The 20,597-nt window shown below is 38.2% G+C and carries 16 protein-coding genes; 15 read left to right on the top strand and 1 reads right to left on the bottom strand.

The window, feature by feature from the left end; all coding sequences use genetic code 11:
* Positions 1-72 precede the first annotated feature (72 nt).
* Positions 73-1,980: a DNA repair helicase YoaA gene (gene yoaA / locus DES39_RS04680; protein ID WP_121144576.1), complete on the top strand. Its 1,908-nt coding sequence runs from the start codon at positions 73-75 to the stop codon at positions 1,978-1,980.
* A gap of 16 nt (positions 1,981-1,996) precedes the next feature.
* Positions 1,997-2,692, top strand: coding sequence for a tRNA (adenosine(37)-N6)-threonylcarbamoyltransferase complex dimerization subunit type 1 TsaB (tsaB, locus tag DES39_RS04675; RefSeq protein WP_121144575.1), 696 nt, complete (start codon positions 1,997-1,999; stop codon positions 2,690-2,692).
* Between the two features lie 44 nt (positions 2,693-2,736).
* Here tsaB and DES39_RS04670 read toward each other — a convergent pair whose 3' ends face one another.
* The gene (locus DES39_RS04670) at positions 2,737-3,006 is read right to left on the bottom strand and encodes a GrxA family glutaredoxin (protein ID WP_121144574.1); all 270 of its coding nucleotides are present in this window, start codon (positions 3,004-3,006) and stop codon (positions 2,737-2,739) included.
* Between the two features lie 272 nt (positions 3,007-3,278).
* Here DES39_RS04670 and DES39_RS04665 point away from each other — a divergent pair, with 272 nt between their 5' ends.
* From DES39_RS04665 to cas7fv, 13 genes are all read left to right on the top strand, one after another.
* Complete coding sequence (locus tag DES39_RS04665; protein WP_121144573.1) at positions 3,279-3,737, top strand: YbjN domain-containing protein; 459 nt, start codon at positions 3,279-3,281, stop codon at positions 3,735-3,737.
* A 396-nt stretch (positions 3,738-4,133) separates the two neighbouring features.
* On the top strand, positions 4,134-5,243 hold the full coding sequence (locus tag DES39_RS04660) for an extracellular solute-binding protein (RefSeq protein WP_425463983.1): 1,110 nt from the start codon (positions 4,134-4,136) through the stop codon (positions 5,241-5,243).
* A 91-nt stretch (positions 5,244-5,334) separates the two neighbouring features.
* A complete protein-coding gene (potG, locus tag DES39_RS04655) occupies positions 5,335-6,471 on the top strand; it encodes a putrescine ABC transporter ATP-binding subunit PotG (protein ID WP_121144571.1) in 1,137 nt (378 codons plus the stop codon).
* Between the two features lie 280 nt (positions 6,472-6,751).
* Positions 6,752-7,693 (top strand): putrescine ABC transporter permease PotH, encoded by a 942-nt coding sequence (gene potH, locus DES39_RS04650; protein ID WP_121144793.1) that lies wholly within the window; start codon positions 6,752-6,754, stop codon positions 7,691-7,693.
* 233 nt (positions 7,694-7,926) lie between these two features.
* Complete coding sequence (locus tag DES39_RS04645) at positions 7,927-8,727, top strand: ABC transporter permease subunit (RefSeq protein ID WP_121144792.1); 801 nt, start codon at positions 7,927-7,929, stop codon at positions 8,725-8,727.
* Positions 8,728-8,970: 243 nt separating this feature from the next.
* Entirely contained in the window at positions 8,971-9,435 is a 465-nt protein-coding gene (matP, locus tag DES39_RS04640) for a macrodomain Ter protein MatP (protein ID WP_121144570.1), read from the top strand.
* Positions 9,436-9,479: 44 nt separating this feature from the next.
* Complete coding sequence (gene topA / locus DES39_RS04635) at positions 9,480-12,095, top strand: type I DNA topoisomerase (protein WP_121144569.1); 2,616 nt, start codon at positions 9,480-9,482, stop codon at positions 12,093-12,095.
* 31 nt (positions 12,096-12,126) lie between these two features.
* Positions 12,127-13,098, top strand: a complete 972-nt coding sequence (locus DES39_RS04630; protein WP_121144568.1) for a LysR substrate-binding domain-containing protein — start codon at positions 12,127-12,129, stop codon at positions 13,096-13,098.
* A gap of 44 nt (positions 13,099-13,142) precedes the next feature.
* Entirely contained in the window at positions 13,143-14,087 is a 945-nt protein-coding gene (corA, locus tag DES39_RS04625) for a magnesium/cobalt transporter CorA (protein WP_121144567.1), read from the top strand.
* Between the two features lie 102 nt (positions 14,088-14,189).
* Complete coding sequence (locus DES39_RS04620; protein WP_121144566.1) at positions 14,190-15,140, top strand: glucokinase; 951 nt, start codon at positions 14,190-14,192, stop codon at positions 15,138-15,140.
* Positions 15,141-15,641: 501 nt separating this feature from the next.
* The gene (cas1f, locus tag DES39_RS04615) at positions 15,642-16,592 is read left to right on the top strand and encodes a type I-F CRISPR-associated endonuclease Cas1f (RefSeq protein WP_121144565.1); all 951 of its coding nucleotides are present in this window, start codon (positions 15,642-15,644) and stop codon (positions 16,590-16,592) included.
* Between the two features lie 58 nt (positions 16,593-16,650).
* Positions 16,651-19,590 (top strand): CRISPR-associated endonuclease Cas3'', encoded by a 2,940-nt coding sequence (locus DES39_RS04610; RefSeq protein WP_121144564.1) that lies wholly within the window; start codon positions 16,651-16,653, stop codon positions 19,588-19,590.
* 14 nt (positions 19,591-19,604) lie between these two features.
* The gene (gene cas7fv / locus DES39_RS04605) at positions 19,605-20,594 is read left to right on the top strand and encodes a type I-Fv CRISPR-associated protein Cas7fv (RefSeq protein ID WP_121144563.1); all 990 of its coding nucleotides are present in this window, start codon (positions 19,605-19,607) and stop codon (positions 20,592-20,594) included.
* Positions 20,595-20,597: the final 3 nt, after the last annotated feature.

Genomic DNA, 20,597 nt, shown 5'->3' with positions numbered 1-20,597 from the left:
CTCGTTGAATTTCCCATTTCCCCCACATTCAGGCATAATGACGCCAATTAATTAAAAAATATTGGTGTTGTTGTGGTTGATGATTTCGCTCCTAATGGTATGCTAGCTCGGGCTATCAAGGATTTTACGCCCCGTGATGCACAACAAAAAATGGCGGCAAAAATTAATCAAGCCATTGCGCAAAGTAGCCCACTCGTTGTTGAAGCCGGTACCGGAACTGGCAAAACCTTTGCATATTTAGTGCCGGCTTTGCGTAGTGAAAAAAAGGTTATTATTTCCACTGGTTCTAAGAACTTGCAAGATCAGCTGTATAGCAAAGATTTGCCTATTATTAAAAAAGCGCTTGAATTTTCCGGTAAAATCGCGTTGTTAAAAGGGCGTAGTAATTATCTGTGTCTGGAAAAGTTAACGCATCATAACTCAGCCCCCGGTGAGCTCGCTAAAACTTTGCAAACTGATTTAGTGCGTGCACGGCAGTGGGTGACCAAAACCACGGATGGCGATATCAGTAAATGTGCGACAATCACTGAAAATAATCCGATTTGGCCAATGTTGACGAGCACCAATGAGAGTTGTTTGGGGAGTGAATGCCCACAATACGATGATTGTTATGTGGTTAAAGCGAGGCGACGCGCGTTAAATGCGGATATTGTCGTTGTTAATCATCATCTTTTTTTAGCGGATGTCGTGGTTAAAGATACCGGATTTGGAGAGTTAATACCAAAGGCTGATGTGCTAATTTTTGATGAGGCCCATCAATTACCCGATCTCGCGTGTCAATATTTTGGTCAACAGCTAACAAGCAGGCAGCTATTTGATTTAGCGAAAGAGATACTGCTTTGCTATCGAACCGAAGTGCGTGATATGGTGCAACTGCAAAAATGTGCTGATAAGTTACAAAAATGCACCCAAGATTTACGCATCCAAATCGGCAATATTGGTCTTAAGGGCAATTTACGCGATTTAATTCAGCATCCTTTAATTAAAGCGGAAATCACGTATCTCACCGAGTCACTCAATTTTTGTCATGAAGTCTTACAACTCGCGATAGGGCGTTCGTCAACCCTAGACAACTGCTTTGAGCGAGTGAATCAGTATTTGGCTTTGCTACAGCGCTTATTAAGCATTCAGGTGACCGGATTTAGCTACTGGTATGAATGCTTGGGTAATCACTTTACCTTAGCGCTTACACCATTATCAGTTGCCGATAAGTTTGCGTCATTGATGGCAGAGCGTGAGGGGGCGTGGGTTTTTACCTCAGCTACGTTATCGGTTAATCATAATTTAGATTATTTTACCAAGCGCTTAGGATTGAATGATGCCACGTCATTGATTTTAGAAAGCCCCTTTGATTATGCCAATCAAACACTCTTTTGTGTGCCAAGGTATCTTCCCTCACCGAATGAAAAAAACACAGCACAAAAACTGGTTAGTATATTACAGCCGCTTATTGAAGCAAATCAGGGACGCTGCTTCTTTTTGTGTACATCACATATGATGATGAATGAATTGGCTAAATTATTTAGAGAAAAGTTAGCATTACCAGTATTGGTTCAAGGTGAGACAAGCAAAACGCAATTATTGGAGCAATTTATTGATGAAGGTAATGCGCTGCTGATTGCTACAAACAGTTTTTGGGAAGGGATCGATGTGCGCGGTGATATTTTATCGTGCGTGATTATTGATAAATTACCGTTTTCATCACCGGATGATCCATTAATGAAAGCGCGCATTGAGGACTGTTTACTACAAGGAGGAGAGCCGTTTAATGACATACAAATTCCAGAAGCGGTAATTACCTTAAAGCAAGGTGTTGGCCGATTAATTCGCCATCATCAAGATCGTGGTGCCATTGTGATTTGCGATAATCGTTTAGTTATGCGATCTTATGGTGCTATTTTTATTAATAGCTTACCACCATCACCAAGAACACGGGATATTGGTCTAGTCACTGATTTTTTATTAGCCAATAAACATTAACGTTTTAAAGAGTTATATCATGATAAATATATTAGCCATTGATACATCAACAGAAGCGTGCTCTGTGGCATTGATGTTTAATCAGCAGTTAAGCCAGCGTTTTACGCTTTCCCAGCGCGATCATACTAAGCAAGTACTGCCAATGATTGATGATTTACTTAAGCAAGCTGGTTGTACATTGTCGCAAATTGATGCGATTGCCTTTGCCAAAGGGCCGGGCAGTTTTACTGGCGTGCGAATCGGCATTGGTATTGCACAAGGAATAGCATTTGGCATTAATAAGCCTTTAGTTGGAGTATCCACATTAGCAACACTGGCACAAGGGGCTAATCGGATGAGTGGGGCTGAGCAGGTGATTACCGCTATTGATGCTAGAATGGGAGAAGTTTATTTAGGGGCATACCAATGTCTTGGTAATGGTGAATTATCACCGATGATTAATGAATGCGTCATTCAGCCTGATCAAGTTGCCGGCTATCTTGCCAACCTATCACTAAGTGCCCCCGCAGTATATTATGCTGGTACGGGCTGGCAAACTTACCCGCAGATGCTACTTGGTATACAAGATGGAAAAATAGCACTACCAAGAGCCGAAGATATGCTCCTTATCGCACAAAAACAGTTTGAGCAAGGGCATATCGTGAGTGCGCAAAACGTAGAAGCGACCTATTTAAGAAATGATGTGACCTGGAAAAAATTACCAGGGCGATAATAAAAAAGGGGAAAATATCCCCTTTATTATTTTAAACCGCAGAATTATTGTTGTTTAAATAAACCTAAGTGCTCTTTTGCATAAGCTTCAAAATCAGTGCATCCACCAATTGGTTTTTCATCGATAAAAATCTGTGGTACGGTTTCAACAGGTTTACCGACACTTTTTGATAGATCTTCTTTTGTGATACCTTCAGCGTGGATATCAACATAACGATATGAAAAATCATCTCTTTCTTCAGCTAATTTTTCAGCTAACTCTTTTGCTCTGACACAATATGGACATCCAGGTCGTCCAAAAATGACTGCGTACATTAAACACCTCTTTAATTTAAAAATCACTCACTACTATACTTCACTTTAAAAAAAAGTGAAGTAGTAAATAGGGGGTGTTTGGATAGGAATGATCTATTAATTTTTAACTGTGAAGTGAGTCAAGCAATTTAATTACAATATCAACGTTTATTACGACAGAAAAGCAAAACCACAGCTATGCTTAACTTACTGAGGATGGACAAGAAAGATTGCTTTATTATCTTGCTTTTATTAGTATAGCGGCAAATTTATTTACGGCTACCTAAAAGACTATGACCGAACTGTCGCAAATTGCCCAATGGCTTAACAAGATGAATGTTGATTTTTATCAAGATGAAGATGATTTTACGATACATCTTAGTTATCTACAAAAAATCGATGGTATATATGAGGCAAAAATTGAGCTTATTGATGATATTTTGAAAGTGGTTATCACCGCACAAATTAAGTTATCGGCCATCATATCACTCATGGCTGAGCTGAGCCAAATTAATCAAAGTATTTATTTTACTAAAATTTACTTAGATATTGTTGATGACAGTGAACCCAAAATAATATTCACTTATGCAATACATGCAGCTGATGATTTAACTTTCAACCAATTTAGTTTGTCATTAGCTAGCGTCGAAGAAGAAGCATTACAAGTTATTGGCGAGCTCAATAGCTGTGAGTTACTCAATAATAAATGTCGAGATACCCATCAATCAATTGTACCACTAGTCTTTCACTGATGTTGACGTGATTTTATTTGACTAACTTAAATATTTAATTATTTGATTAGTCTAACTTTAGGATATTTTTTTTGATTTTTAAAAAGTTTGATAAGATTTGGTAATCGTTCCCATTTTTGATTGAAAATTAATCGGTTAGTGGTATCATAAAGCCCAATGTCTATTAATCAGTAGACATATTCCAAAAATATAGTATGTTATGCCACCGTAATAGAAAAGTAGTATTTAAATATTATTAAATTTAGATCTACTTAATTACCTCGGTTTCGTCTGCTTCAGGCAAAATTTGGGTGTCTGTTGTTAAGTGTAAGTAAGGCTTACCACAATGGACATTGTGTTTAACATGTTATTACCCGATAGGGAGTGGTGCGCATGTTTGCTCAACGTAATCAATCAATTAGCAAATCTTCAATTAAATTTCTTTCAATCATTGCTGGTGTATCAGTTGTATTGTCGCAAAATGCGATGGCAAAAGATCGAACAGTGAATGTATATAACTGGGCCGGACAAATTGGGTCCACCACGGTTTCTCAGTTCGAAAAAGCAACTAATATCAAAGTTAACTATGATGTATTTGATTCTAACGAAGTGTTAGAAGGTAAACTCATGGCTGGCCACTCTGGCTTTGATGTGGTATCGCCATCAGATAGCTTTTTAGCAAGACAAATTCAGTCAGATATCTATTTACCGTTAGATAAAAGTAAATTGCCGAACTGGGATAATCTTGATCCCAACTTGATGAAGCTCATGGCTACTCATGATCCAGACAATAAGTATGCAATTCCTTACGTTTGGATGACAACGGGTATTGGTTATAATATTGATAAAGTTAAAGAGCGTCTCGGCGAAGATGCGCCTGTTGATAGCTGGGACTTAGTGTTTAAGCCTGAAAATATGGAAAAATTAAAAGATTGTGGTGTGGCGTTTTTAGATGCACCAACTGAAATTTTTGCCAGCGCATTACAATATTTAGGTAAAGATCCAAATAGTACCAATGCTAAGGATTATACTGGTCCTGCTTTTGAACTTTTATCACAAGTTAGACCGAATATTCGCTATTTCCATTCATCACAGTATATTAATGATTTAGCTAATGGTGATATTTGTGTCGTACTTGGCTGGTCTGGTGATATTTTACAATCACGTGATCGTGCTAAAGAATCAAATAATGGTGTACATATTGGCTACTCAATTCCTAAAGAAGGGGCACTTGTGTTTTTTGACACCTTTGCCATCCCAAAGGATTCTGAAAATGTCGATGAAGCGCTTGAGTTTTTGAACTTTATTTTAGAGCCGCAAATTGCTGCAGAGGTGACTAATGACGTCAATTTTGCTAGTGCCAATAAAGCAGCTAATGATCACTTTGTTCGTTCGGATGTGAGAAATGATCCTGCAGTGTATCCAAGTGATGCTGCGATGGAGAAATTATTCACGTTAAAGGTTCAAGAACCAAAACTTGAGCGAACTATCACGCGCACGTGGACTAAATTTAAAACGGGTAAATAAGTTATCGTATTTACGACAAAGCCTATAGACGGAAGATTATTTAATCTTGCCGTCTACTTTTTTTTTTAGCTTTTTATAAGGAAATGGGTTCATGAACAATACCTCAACAGTTCAGGTTCAACCTAAAAAGAAGATGATAACTCCATTATTGGAGATTAAAAATCTTACTAAAATATTTAATGACGACTATTATGCTGTTGATGATATCAACCTCACAATCTATGAGGGTGAAATTTTTGCCTTATTAGGCGCGTCAGGAAGTGGTAAATCAACGCTATTACGAATGCTAGCTGGTTTTGAACAGCCGACATCAGGTCGCATTATTTTAGATGGTAAAGATCTTTCAACTGTGCCACCTTATAAAAGGCCGATTAATATGATGTTCCAATCTTATGCGTTATTTCCGCATATGACGGTTGAGCAGAATATTGCTTTTGGTTTAAAACAGGATTATTTACCGGCTAAAGAGATTGAACAACGCGTTAAAGAGATGCTTGCGTTAGTCCATATGGAACAATACGGCAAGCGTAAGCCGCACCAATTATCTGGTGGCCAGCGCCAACGTGTTGCTTTAGCGCGTAGTTTAGCAAAACGCCCTAAATTACTGTTACTTGACGAGCCTATGGGCGCTTTAGATAAACAGCTGCGTGATCGCATGCAGCTAGAAGTTGTATCGATTCTTGAACAAGTGGGTGCAACTTGTGTAATGGTAACTCATGATCAAGAAGAAGCGATGACGATGGCGGGGCGTATTGCCATTATGAACAAAGGTCAGTTCGTACAAATTGGTGAACCGGAAGAGTTATACGAGCATCCAAATAGTCGTTATAGTGCTGAGTTTATTGGCTCGGTGAATATTTTCGAAGGTATTTTGCAAGAAACATTGGAAGATGGCTTAGTCATCAACTGTCCGATGCTTAAACACCCAATCAAAGTGGATTATGATTCTCCTGCAGTTGAAGGGGTGCCCGTTATGGTGGCATTACGACCTGAAAAAATTCGCTTATGTGAAGATATACCTGAAGATGGCTACAACTTTGCGGTTGGTGAAGTTGCGGATATTGCCTATTTAGGCGATCTTTCTATTTACTATGTTCGCTTGCACAGTGGTCAAGTGATTATTGCACAGTTACAAAATGAAGATCGTTATCGAAAAGGGATGCCAACTTGGGGTGATGATATGTACCTAAGCTGGGATGTTGATAGTTGTGTTGTATTAACGGAATGATGTATTTTTCCTTTTGATAATTAGGAGGCTCTCAGTGCGTATCATTGGGTCTTGTGTTTTATTCAATGTATTCATTTTGCTGTGTGCATATGTTAGTTTGACCAATCATCAGGCATTTGAATATGCAATGGTCGATTTATTATTCACTGTCATGGTATTTGGATTACTGGTGTCTTTAGTTGGGCTTTTTCTTACTCAATATAAAGCAACGCGCCTATCTTATTGGGTGATTATTGTTGGTTTCGTGATGTTTTTACCAACGTTAATTCCGGTTGGGGCGATGGGGATTTATTATACCCTTAAACGACTTAAAAAGTTACGAGATGATTCGGATCTTATGACCTCGTATGGCCGCCTTTTAGTGACGAGTATTCCTTATTTATGGATGCTACTACTATTTTTATTACCATTTTTGATTGTATTTAAAATTAGTTTTGCTGAAATGGTAAGGGCGATTCCGCCGTATACAGATTTGGTCAATTATGAAGATGGTATTGTTAATATTGCATTAAATGTGGGTAACTACCTGAATTTAATCGACGATACGATTTATATTGACGCTTACTTGCAATCACTAAAAATTGCGTGTATTTCAACATTTTTATGCATTTTAATTGGTTATCCATTAGCATGGGCGATTACGCAGTGTCAGCAATCAACGCGAAACATTTTATTATTGTTGGTGATTTTACCTTCGTGGACATCGTTTTTGATTCGTGTTTATGCTTGGATGGGGATACTGAAAAATAACGGATTACTCAATAATTTCTTAATTTGGTTAGGTGTAATTGATGACCCATTAATTATCCTCAATACCAATTTAGCCGTATACATTGGTATTGTGTATTCGTATTTACCATTCGTGGTTTTACCAATTTATACCTCATTGAGTAAGATCGATACAACTTTGGTTGAAGCCGCATTAGATTTGGGCTGTAAACCGATTGCCACGTTTTTTAAAATTATTGTGCCATTAACAAAAAGCGGCGTGATTGCCGGCGGCATGTTGGTATTTATCCCTGCCGTTGGTGAGTATGTGATTCCTGAATTATTAGGCGGCTCAGATACCTTAATGATTGGTAAGCAACTGTGGTTAGAATTCTTTAATAATCGCGATTGGCCGGCGGCATCAGCGGTAGCCTCTGTGATGTTATTGATCTTGATTGTGCCGATTTTTTACTTTAACAAATTCCAGAACAAACAAATGGGAGGGACTGAATGATGTTAAAACAGCTTTTATCAAAAAATAGTCCTTTCTTCTTAACCAAACTATTTGTGACGAGTTTGGTGGGATTGCTAGTGATCGAATTTATCATTATGTTATGTGCAACGGGAAGTTTATATAGCGTTATTTCTGATCCTGTTGAGCATGGTCAAATTTATGTTGTCGCTTTTCTATTCGCCATTATCATCACGTTTATTACCGATGCTATTGTTAGCCGTTCGCCGAAACGTATGATTTTGCTTGTGGTCTTTGCCTTTTTATATATACCAATGTTGATGCTGATAATTTACTCATTTAATAGCTCAAGACTGGTCACTGTGTGGGGCGGGTTTTCGACTAAGTGGTATGGTGAGTTAGTCGATAATTCAGCATTACTAAAAGCAGTCGGTTTAAGTTTGTCTATTGCATGTGCTTCTGCAACAGTAGCAATTATATTAGGTACACTTGCTTCTTATGTTATTGTTCGTTTTAGACGTTTTAAAGGCTCTAATTTATTTTCGTTTATGACCACAGCGCCACTTGTTATGCCTGATGTCATTACCGGTTTAGCCTTATTGTTACTCTTTGTTGGAATGGGCCAACTCATTGGCTGGCCACAAGACCGGGGCGTTATTACAATTTGGCTAGCTCACGTTACGTTTTGTACTGCGTATGTGACGGTTGTGGTGAGTGCAAGGTTGCGCGAACTCGATAGATCTATTGAAGAAGCTGCAATGGACTTAGGTGCCAATCCATTAAAAGTCTTTTTTGTGATTACCTTACCAATGATTGCACCATCATTAGTATCGGGTTGGTTACTGGCCTTTACTTTGTCACTTGACGACTTAGTTATCGCAAGCTTTGTTGCCGGACCGGGTTCAACAACGCTACCAATGTTAATTTTCTCGAAAGTGAGATTAGGGGTAAGTCCTGATATCAATGCATTAGCAACTATTATTTTACTTATTGTTGCCTTAATTGGTTTTGCTTCGTGGATTTTAATGCGTAAACGCGAAAAACGGCGTCTACAAGAAATTCGCGGCGTCAAATAAAGTGAATATAAAAGGGACGATATGTCCCTTTTTAATGCGTTTTAAATTGTGGCTTCAGTGTGCAACCGATATGTTAAAAACGTGAAAAATTGGGTGATATGAGTTGAAACGATGCTTTATTAGCACCACACTAGTGTCATAAACACGTCGCTTTAATGAACAGATAAATAATAAATCAGTTGAGTTTCATGCCGAACAATGATAAAAATATCGGCTAAGTTACAGCGTCACTAAGAAAAAAGTATGAAATACCAACAGTTAGAAAATCTAGAATGTGGTTGGAAATGGAAGTATTTAGTCAAACGGCATCAAGAAGGTGAGGCTATCACCTGCCATATAGAACGTAGTGAAGCGCAATATGCCGTACAGCAGTTATTATTGTTGGAGCATAATCCAACAAATATACATGATTGGATAAAACAACATCTTAATCCTGAATTAGAAAATCGAATGAAGCAAACCATTCGAGCAAGACGAAAGCGTCATTTTAACGCTGAAAGTCAAAATACACGTAAAAAATCCATTGATCTTGAGTTTCTTGTTTGGCAACGTTTAGCGAATCTAGCAAAACGACGTAACGCAACGTTATCAGAAGTCATTATTCAGCTTATTGAAGATGCTGAACAAAAAGAGCAGTACGCCAATAAAGTATCAACGATTAAAGATGATTTAATGTCTTTACTGTTTAATAACCAAGAAAACAGTTAACTTAAATCTTAATAAATTTCATATTGAAAATGTAGGTAAGAATTATGGGAAAATCCCTAGTTATCGTGGAATCACCAGCAAAAGCAAAAACTATCAATAAATATCTCGGTAAAGATTATATTGTTAAATCCAGTATTGGTCACATTCGCGATCTGCCTGTCAGCGGTAATAAATCTGCCTCTTCAACTGAGGATAGTAAAAAAACGACGACTAAAAAAATCAAGCGCTCACCAGAGCAAGCATTAGTTGATCGTATGGGGGTTGATCCTTATCATGATTGGCAAGCCCATTACGAAATTTTACCAGGTAAAAGCAAAGTTGTTGCAGAATTGAAAAAATTAGCAAAAGATGCCGATACTATTTATCTCGCAACCGACTTGGATAGAGAAGGGGAAGCGATTGCATGGCATCTGAAGGAGGTCATTGGTGGTGATGATGATAAATATCGTCGCGTTGTCTTTAACGAAATCACCAAAACCGCTATTCAAAATGCCTTTAAAAAACCGAGTTTACTCGATATTGATCGTGTCAATGCTCAGCAGGCACGTCGCTTTATGGATCGCGTGGTTGGTTTTATGTTATCGCCATTATTGTGGAAAAAAGTGGCGCGTGGATTATCAGCAGGACGCGTGCAATCAGTTGCTGTGCGATTGGTGGTTGAACGTGAACGTGAAATTCATTCATTTATTCCTGAAGAGTTTTGGGATCTGTATGCTGACTTTAGCACGCAAGGTAAAGAGACAATCTCGATGCAAGTAACACACTTTAACGATAAAGTGTTTGAACCCAAAGATCGTATTGCCATTGATATGGCATTAGCCGCGCTCAATAATTGCCAATATCAAGTAAAAAGCATTGATGAAAAACCAACAAAAAGTAATCCCACTGCGCCTTTTATAACCTCTACCTTACAACAAGCTGCAAGTACCAGACTCGGTTTTGGTGTAAAAAAAACCATGACACTTGCTCAGCGTTTGTATGAAGCGGGTTATATTACTTACATGCGTACCGATTCAACCAATTTAAGTCAAGATGCATTGAATATGGTTCGGGGCTATATCGAAAAAGAGTTTGGCCAAAAATACTTACCACAAAAACCAAATTTTTATTCTAGTAAACAAAACTCACAAGAAGCGCATGAAGCGATTCGACCGTCTGATGTTGCGTTGCTAGGTGAGCAATTAAAAGACCTCGAATCTGATGCACGTAAATTATATCAGCTTATCTGGCGGCAATTTGTTGCTTGCCAAATGACAGCAGCAGAATACAACTCAACAACGATTACAGCTAAAGCAGCCGATTTCTTATTAAAGGCAAAAGGTCGCACATTGCGTTTTGATGGTTGGACAAAAGTGCAGCCACAATTGCTGAAAAATAATGATGATAAAATACTGCCTACAGTTAATGTAAATGAAACGCTTAACTTATTAACATTAAAACCAGCACAGCATTTTACTAAGCCGCCTGCGCGTTATAATGAAGCTTCGTTAGTTCGTGAATTAGAAAAACGCGGTATTGGTCGGCCATCAACCTATGCCACAATTATTTCAACCATTCAAGATCGTGGTTACGTTCGACTGGATAGCCGCCGTTTTTATGCTGAAAAAATTGGGGAAATTGTCACTGACCGATTAAGTGAAAACTTTAACGACCTAATGAGTTACGATTTTACTGCTCGTATGGAAGATACGCTCGATGATGTTGCTAGCGCAAAAAATAATTGGAAAGCGGTACTCGATCATTTCTTTGATGATTTTTCAAAGCATCTCGAGCTGGCCGAAAAAGAGCCAACTAACGGCGGAATGCAGCTTAATCCTTTAGTGTTAACGCCAGAGATAAAATGTCCTAATTGCCGTCGTGAAATGGGCATTAAAACAGCGAGTACCGGTGTGTTTCTAGCGTGTTCCGGCTACAGCTTGCCACCCAAAGAGCGCTGTAAACAAACGATCAACTTAATTCCTGAGCATGAAACGTTGAATCTGCTAGAAGAGGATGATCTTGAATCTGGTAATGCTGAAACTGATGCATTACGCGCACGTAAACGATGCCCCAAATGCCACACCGCAATGGATAGCTATTTACTTGATAGCAGCCATAAACTACATATTTGTGGTAATAATCCAATTTGTGATGGATTTGTGGTCGAAGAAGGTAATTTCAAAATCAAGACTTATGAAGGACCGATTATTGAATGCGAGAAGTGTGGCAGTGAAATGCACCTTAAATCAGGCCGATTTGGCTTGTATATGGGATGCACCAACACGGAATGTAAAAATACGCGCAAGATTCTTAAAAATGGTGATGTAGCGCCGCCTAAAGAAGATCCTGTTGACTTACCTGAACTCAAATGCACTAAATCCGATGCGCACTTTGTGTTACGTGATGGCGCTTCGGGTATCTTCTTGGCCGCACATAATTTTCCGAAATCCCGTGAAACACGTGCTCCATTAGTGGCTGAATTAAAACGTTTTAAAGACCGCTTACCAGTTAAATTCCAATACTTAACTCAAGCACCCGCTCAAGATCCAGAGGGTAATGATGCCATTGTGCGTTTTAGTCGTAAAAATAAACAACAATATGTCACATCTGAAGTTAATGGTAAATCAACGGGCTGGTTAGTTAATTATATCGATGGTAAGTGGGTTCTAGGCAAAAAATAACCTGTAGTGATCGGTTTTGAGAGGAGATGATATGAAACTACAGCAGCTTCGTTATATTGTTGAAGTCGCTAATAATGAGCTCAATGTTTCATTGACAGCTGAAAAGCTGTTTACCTCTCAACCAGGTATTAGCAAGCAAATTAAGCAATTAGAAGATGAATTAGGTGCACAAATTTTTCAGCGCTCAGGTAAACACTTATCGGGTATTACGCCAATTGGTGAAAAAGTTATTGATGTTGCCAGAACGATTCTAAATAAAACACATGACATCAAAGTTATTGCTCAAGAATTTACTAAACCGAACTGCGGCATGTTGTCAATTACCGCAACGTATACTCAAGCACGTTATGCGTTGCCGCCGGTGCTCAGAGTGTTTATGCAACACTATACCGATATTGCCTTGAAAATGGAACAAGGTGATTCGGCGCAATGTTTAGCAAACCTTAAAAATAGAGTGACCGATTTTGCAGTATTAACCGATCTGACTGATTTAAGTGAGGAGATGATAGCTTTACCTTGCTATCATTGGAATCAGGCGATTATTGTGCCTAAAACTCACCCCTTAGCGCAACAGGTAGTGATATCAATTGCTGAACTTGCTAAGTATCCACTCATTACTTACGATGCGGCAAAAGATGGTGTCGATATTAGGCAAACCTTCATTAAAGCGGGTCAATCAGCGAATATTATCTTTAATACGGCGGATGCTGACTTGATTAAAACCTATGTTAGATTAGGTGTAGGCGTTGGGATCATCGCTAAAATGGCAATGGATAAAACGGAAGATAACGATTTTATTATTTTAAATGCAAGCCATTTATTTTCTTATAATACAACGTATATCGTTTTCTTACGTTCGTTGTATTTACGCAACTACATGTATGATTTTATTTATCAATTTTCCCCGCATCTTGATAAAAAAACGGTTAACCAGGCACTGTCTTGTGCTAATAACAATCAAATATTAACGATGTTTAATGGTGTGAAATTAACTGTTAAGTAGCGTATAATTGAATATTTTGTCGTCATAAAAACAAAGAGGCCGTTATGCTCAATGGGTTTAAATTAAATAATAAACACTTAGCTAAAATTCACGATGAAGCGGATATCGAAAGTGCCGTTTGGATAGATCTGATTGAGCCACAAGAGGCGGATCGTGACTTTATTTATAGCCAATTAGGTCAAAATTTAGCAACAAGTATCGAGCTTGATGATATCGAAGCGTCGGCGCGTTTCTTTGAAGATAAGGAAGGTTTACATGTTCACTCCTTTTTCTTTTATGCCGATGTTGAAGACCGAGCAGGTAATTCCACGGTTGCATTTACTATCCATAATGGTCGACTTTTTACCTTAAGAGAACGTGATTTACCCGCCTTTCGTTTGTATCGCATGCGCTCGCGCTATCAAGAAGTGATCGACGGTAATGCTTACGAAATCTTACTTGATTTGTTTGAAGTTAAAGTGGAACAATTGGCTGATGAAATTGAGAACATCTATAGTGAATTAGAAGAACTCAGTTTAATTATTATGAATCGTGGTGCACAAGAGCATTACGATGAAGCGATTTCAACACTCGCTGAACTTGAAGATACTGCTTGGAAAGTGCGACTTTGTTTGATGGATAGCCAGCGGGCTCTTAACTATCTTGTTAGACGTGCTAAAATGCCAAATGTACAGTTAGAGCAGGCGCGGGAGGTCATTCGCGATATTGAATCACTGATTCCGCACAATGAATCATTGTTTCAAAAAGTTAACTTTTTAATGCAAGCGGCCACCAGCTTTATTAACATCGAACAGAGTCGGATTATTAAGATTTTCTCGGTTGTATCGGTGGTATTCTTACCCCCAACAGTGGTTGCATCGGCATATGGGATGAACTTTGATTTTATGCCAGAAACTCATTGGGATTTAGGTTACCCGATGGCACTCATATTAATGTTAGTGGCCGGCTTAGCGCCGTATTTCTATTTTAAATTGAAAAAGTGGCTATAAAATTAGGTAATTGATAGTATTTCGTACTGAATAGATTCTTAAGCAGTGCCGCAAGGTGCAATTGAGATAACGATTTAATAATATCATTGAGAAGGTAGATGAATGAAACAGGTACTCGTTGCTGATATTGGCGGCACTAATGCACGTTTTGCTTTGTATGATCACATGACACAAACACTTTCAGTTATTAAAAAGTTCACTATTACTGCTGAGATGAGTTTACAGCAATTAATCATAAACTATCTCAATGAATGTTCGACGGAAATCGAACGCGCCTGCCTAGCGATAGCTTGTCCAATTGAAGGCGACTGGATTGATATGACAAATAACCATATTCAGTTTTCACGCAGTGAATTACAAGCTGCGTTAGGCTTGAAACAATTAGCGGTAATCAATGATTTTACGGCAGTGGCGATGTCTATACCGGCGCTACAGCCAAAAGACGTGTGCCAAGTTGGCGGAACGCAGCCTGATACCGATTATCCGGTTGCAATTTATGGCGCCGGTACTGGGCTTGGCGTTGCCCATTTAATTAAAACGCAGCAGCAATGGTTGAGTTTACCCGGCGAGGGGGGACATGTTGAGCTACCAATGATTAGTGAATATGAAAATCAGGTATTAGCGCACTTACGTCAAAAATTTGGTCGCGTGTCAGCTGAGCGTTTGCTCTCTGGTAATGGTTTAGTTAACATTTATCAAGCACTAGCTGCAATGCAGCAACTTGATAATACGACGATTGACCCTAAAGATATAGTTGATAATGCTTTAAACCAATCTTGTTCTCTCTGTGTAGAAACATTGACACTTTTTTGTGCATTGATGGGACGCTTTGGGGGGAATTTAGCATTGACACTTAACACTAAAGGCGGCGTATATATCGCAGGTGGTATTGTACCGCGTTTTATTGAGTTTTTTAAGCAATCCGATTTTAGAAAAAATTTTGAGCAAAAAGGGCGAATGGGATATTTGCTTAAAACGATTCCCGTTTATGTCGTTGTTCATCCTGATCCAGGCCTGCTTGGTGCGGGTATGTATTTACAACAACAAAATTAAGCCTAATCGCTTTGTTATCCATTTATTACATCAGGTATGCTAGGCGTTATTCATGTGATTACTACCCACTTTGATGCCCTAAACTGATCAACGATCCCATATTTGCTTACCAGATAATTTATGATTAATAATGCTAGCGTGTTGCACTATGATTATCTGCTTATTCGTGATTATGATGAACCGTTAACTGCCACATAGGCTGCTTAGAAATTGATACGTAATAGCATTACTCACCTCTAATAGTTTATTGCCTTATGTTGGTTGTGAACAACACTATTTTAATCATTGTCATATTGTGAGCTTGACCGTTACATACCCTAAATACTCTCAATTCAACAAAATATCCGAATGAAGTTTTTAATTGATACGCAGTTTAATTGATTGTGTATCGATTAATTATGAGATGGACATTAAATTTTTAATGCTTGCTGCCAAATAAATATTGACGATATATAATTATCTTTTATATTAAACCGATATGAATTTCTTATAACTAACAATATGGAACAACTTTCTCCTAGCGATTTAAAAGCTATTCTACATTCCAAGCGAGCTAATATCTATTATTTAGAGCACTGCCGTGTGATGCAAAAAGACGGGCGGGTTTTATATTTGACCGAAGCGAAATATGACAACCTATACTGGAATATCCCGATTGCTAACACGACCGTTATTCTTTTAGGAACAGGCACGTCTATTACTCAAGCTGCTATGAGGATGCTATCGAGTGCCGGTGTGCTTGTCGGTTTTTGTGGCGGAGGTGGTACACCGCTTTTTATGGGAGCAGAAATTGAATGGTTGATGCCACAAAGTGAGTACCGTCCTACCGAATATATCCAAGGTTGGATGCAGTTTTGGTTTAATGAGGCGAAGCGTCTTGAGGCAGCAAAAACATTTCAGCAAGCTAGAATTTCGTTTATTCGTTCTATTTGGTCGAAAGATAAAGAGCTTAAAGCAGAAGGGATTTTTTACGATGATTCGATTGTTGGGCCGCAATTTATTGCGTTTGAAAATAAAATCACACAAGTGGATAAAGTGGGGGACTTGCTTCTGGCGGAGGCGAGCCTAACTAAACAGCTCTATAGATACGTTGCTCAAAAAACGAGTACGCCTAATTTCCTTCGGCAGCGAGACGATCCCGATCTTCCTAATCAATTTTTAAACCATGGCAATTATCTTGCTTATGGATTAGCGGCATGCTGCCTTTGGGTGCTAGGAATTCCTCATGGCTTTGCGGTGATGCACGGCAAAACACGCAGAGGAGCACTCGTTTTTGATGTGGCGGATTTGATTAAAGATGCCATTATTCTACCTTGGTCCTTTATTTGTGCACAAGAAAAAATGACTGAGCAACAGTTTCGTCAACAGATTTTACAAAAATTTACTGAACATCAATGTTTAGATTTTATGTTTGAGCAAGTAAAAAGTATTGCGTTAGCACATGGTAAATAATGAAGTGAATTAGTCTATGTTTAACCCATGTATTTTGCGGTTTTTATCAGGGGTCATAATGATCGTAACACTTATTAGTCAATGTGAAAAAAAAGCATTAGCACGTACCCGCCGAATTTTAGATGCTTTTGCTGATCGTATTGGTGATAACACTTGGCAAACGGTTATTACCTTAGAGGGGCTACAAGCGATAAGGCGAATGCTGAAAAATACGGTAACGAAAAGTACCGCAGTGAGTTGCCATCGTATTAGAGGGCGACACCGCAGTGAACTGCTTTGGATCGTTGGTAATCGCCATAAATTTAATCATCAAGGTATTGTTCCGGTTAACAGTACACAAAAAGATCTATTCATGGATGTGAGAACAATGAAAATGAAAAAAGACCAATTTTATGCCAACACACATGGACAACTTTTAGTCGAACATTTATTTGCTGTTGGCTACCTGGCACAGCAATTATTTAATAAAGTCGTGGCGAATAATGACCATGATAATTTATCTAAAGTGGCTTTTTTAGCTGGATGTTTACACGATATCGGGAAGTTAGATCCGCATTTTCAAGAGTGGGTAAAAAAGGGTAAACAAAAAGATCCAGATGAAGATGGACAGCATATTGATAGTAAGTTTAGCTTTGATAAGCATCCACGTCATAATGAAATATCACTGGCGATATTTCATTTTTTAGAACAACAATCAAAAGGCCTAAATCCTCGTCAAAAAACCAGTTTGCAGCACGTTATCTATTGGCATCATGCCAAACCTTATCGGCAAAATGATGATTTTACTGGTGTAGATAAAATCTATGAATACTTAATTAAAAATATTGGTGCCGAAAAACTGATTACGCTGATTAACGACAGCTGCAATTTAGTTAAGCAGATCAACTTGATAGCTAAGCGATATCATCATATTGATTTAGTTGAACGTCATTTTCCACTGACATTTGACTTAACACCAGACACCATTGCCAATTTTGAGTACCAAATCAAAGATAAAGGTTTACCCGATTTTAAATCTTACTCTAACAATGATTTAACAGATGTGTTGAAAAGTAAAAGTGAATTAAATGGTCAATATAATTTACTGCGAGCGTGTGTGATTAGTGCCGATAGGTTGATATCTAAGTTAACCGCGCAAGACTTGTGTGATTATATTGAGCAACAGCGCTTAGATGAGTTACTCGACAATCAAGAGTTATCGTCTAATTTAGCGCAACATTTATCTAATGCTACGACTAAGTTTGCTAATAGTGAACGTACACAACAGCAAAATTTAGTCGCTAAAACATTAGCCGAGGTTCGAGATATTGCGGTGCTAGCAGGGCCAGCTGGATGTGGCAAAACCCGCATTGCATTAGAGTGGGCAAGACTAAAAAGTAGCCAAAAAATAATTTGGATTTGTCCTAGGGTACAAGTGTGCCAAGGTATATTTCAAGAGTTGATTGAAACCTATTTACCTGATGCAAGAGTTGAAATTTTTACCGGTGAATTTAAATTCACTAATCAGTGGAATCATACAACGCCAGATGAAGATTACTTCTCAGGTGATGTGGTGGTTACCACCATTGATCAAATCTTGAGTTCAATTATCACTCATAGCAATGTGAATAGTTTATTGCCCTTTATGGACGCGCATATTATTTTTGATGAGTATCACGAATATATTGGCATGGAAATTTTTAATCTCTTATTTGCCGAATTAATTGCTTGTAAGAATATGCGCAAAAATTATGAGAAAAATACGCTTTTAGTGTCAGCTACGCCACACTATTTCTATCTGGAAAAGATGTTAGGAATAGCACCTGATGATGTGATTGAAATGCCATCATTTAACACATGTGACTATCAAATTGAGTTTATTGATTATGATGAAACACAAATTGTTGGCAACCCTTTCTATCAACAGTATACCGATCAAACCTTTGTTATTGCCAATACCGCGCTAACCGCTCAACTCGGTTTTATCTATCAAAAGCATAATGAAAATGCCGTTTTATTTCATTCTAAGTATAAAAAAAGTGATAAAAAATACTGGTTTAATGAAGTGTATGATGCGTTTAAAAAGGAGGGTAATAAAAAATATTCAGTATTAAGAAGTGGCCCGATTGTGCAGGCATCATTAAACATTACTAGCAAACATATGTTAATCGAGATGACCTCTCCTGAAAATATGCTTCAGCGTCTTGGTCGTTTAGACCGTTTTGGAGAAAGTATTGAGGTGAATCTGCTGCAAGTTGCGATAACAGAAAATATTAAAAAAGGTAGCTGCAAAGGCGCGTCTGCCTATTTTTTAAATCAGGTAAATTGTTTACAAACAACCAAAGCCTGGTTTGATTTTTTACAACAGCAGTTATCAGCACTACCAATCAAATTATCTCAATGCTATCAGCTGTACCGTGAGTTTTATCGACAGCAACAGGCACAACAGCAAAAGTCCGCAGTATTGCAAGATATGGACAGTGCTTTAAAGAAAAGTATTATGCTGATTAATAAAAAAGTGACCGAACCGACTAAAATAATCCGAACTAAAAGTACTGAACGTAAAGTTAAAATCAGTAAAAATTCGTTACGTGGTGATAATCGTTTCGTTCAACTTGCTGTTTTGAATATCAATGATTATCAATCGCCAGTATTTGAAAATCGTTATGCTTATCAGCCACCATTCGATGATTCAGCTGAATATGATAACTTGACTGAATCGTTAAATACGATTCGAGATAGAGGCTTAATAAACTATATCGCTCAAAAACATGGCAATATCGAGCCAACGCATCCTGTTAAAGGCATTCCTATCAAGAAACAGCAAGCACGCTGCACCGTGCTTGAAAGTTATGCCCGAGATGCGGATTATCCCTTGTATTTGAGTTATACCGAAGATGACTTAAATAAAGTTGGTGGCACAGGCAACCGATGTGATGAAGCCATTTATTATGCTGTATGTGACCGGCAACCAATTGGTTCAATATCGTTAGACAAACTACATTTTTTGATCAAATAGATAAGGAAAATACTATGTCGAAAATAACAGGTGTAAAAAGCGTTGATTTTAAAATTACCGCCTATGGTTATGGGGTGGTTAACTGGAATGGGCCCACATCGCTGACTGGCAATGATGGTAAAACTGTTGATAATCATACCTTACCTAAATTACGGGGTTTTAGCAATCTATCGGGTAAGGTTAAAGAGGAAACTGGGTACAAATACCGTAAAGAAATCACCGATATTAATTTTAAAGAAACGCCGTTATATATTAGTCAAAACTGTATCCGCCATCATCTATTTCGCGATCAATCATTTGATTTGCATTATGCAAAAGATAAAAATTTGTTGGATGTGTTAGCATCAATTACAGGGTTAATTCGTGGTTATGTTGTGCCGTCTAGTCAATGTAAACGAACGAGTCCTTTACTGATTACCGACTTTATTGAACAGTTAGGGAACGGTAATTTTGAACAGTTATCCAATGCAAGTTCAAATACAGAAATTATTAATTCAGATGGCTCTAAAACATTTAAGCGTGGTGATAATTCAATTTTTTCGAAAACGACATTTGGTGATACTGAGTATATTGCTTATGGCTCGATTAGTATTGAGCAACTACAGTTTATTTCGCTGGATAAAAAATTCGACCGTGCCGCGATGGTTATCAAAGAAGGTGATGGGCCTAAAATTGCACAAACGATCGCTTCTTTTATTAAAAGCTTAGATCCAGCTAAAAATCCACAAGCAACCTTTCACGCCAATTATGTGCGTAAAGGCACGATCTTTCAGGAAGGGGAAGTTGGAATACTATTAGATAATACGGCTATTGATATATTAGTCCACGAAACACTCAGTATGCTACAAGACTTAGTGATTAAACAAGCTAAGGGCTATATGTGTGTCGATGCGATAGAGGTCGATTACAACGACAGTAACAAAATGATGCGCATTAAACGCCATCCAGAGCAAGCCAATACCGAACCGCAAGATGATTATGCTCTTTATTTTAAAGCTCAGTGATGA

Origin of the sequence: Orbus hercynius (genome assembly GCF_003634275.1) — a bacterium.
In the GTDB taxonomy this organism is placed as follows: domain Bacteria; phylum Pseudomonadota; class Gammaproteobacteria; order Enterobacterales; family Orbaceae; genus Orbus; species Orbus hercynius.
Note: the sequence above shows the minus strand (reverse complement) of the source record. Positions and strands in the feature narration are given on the sequence as shown.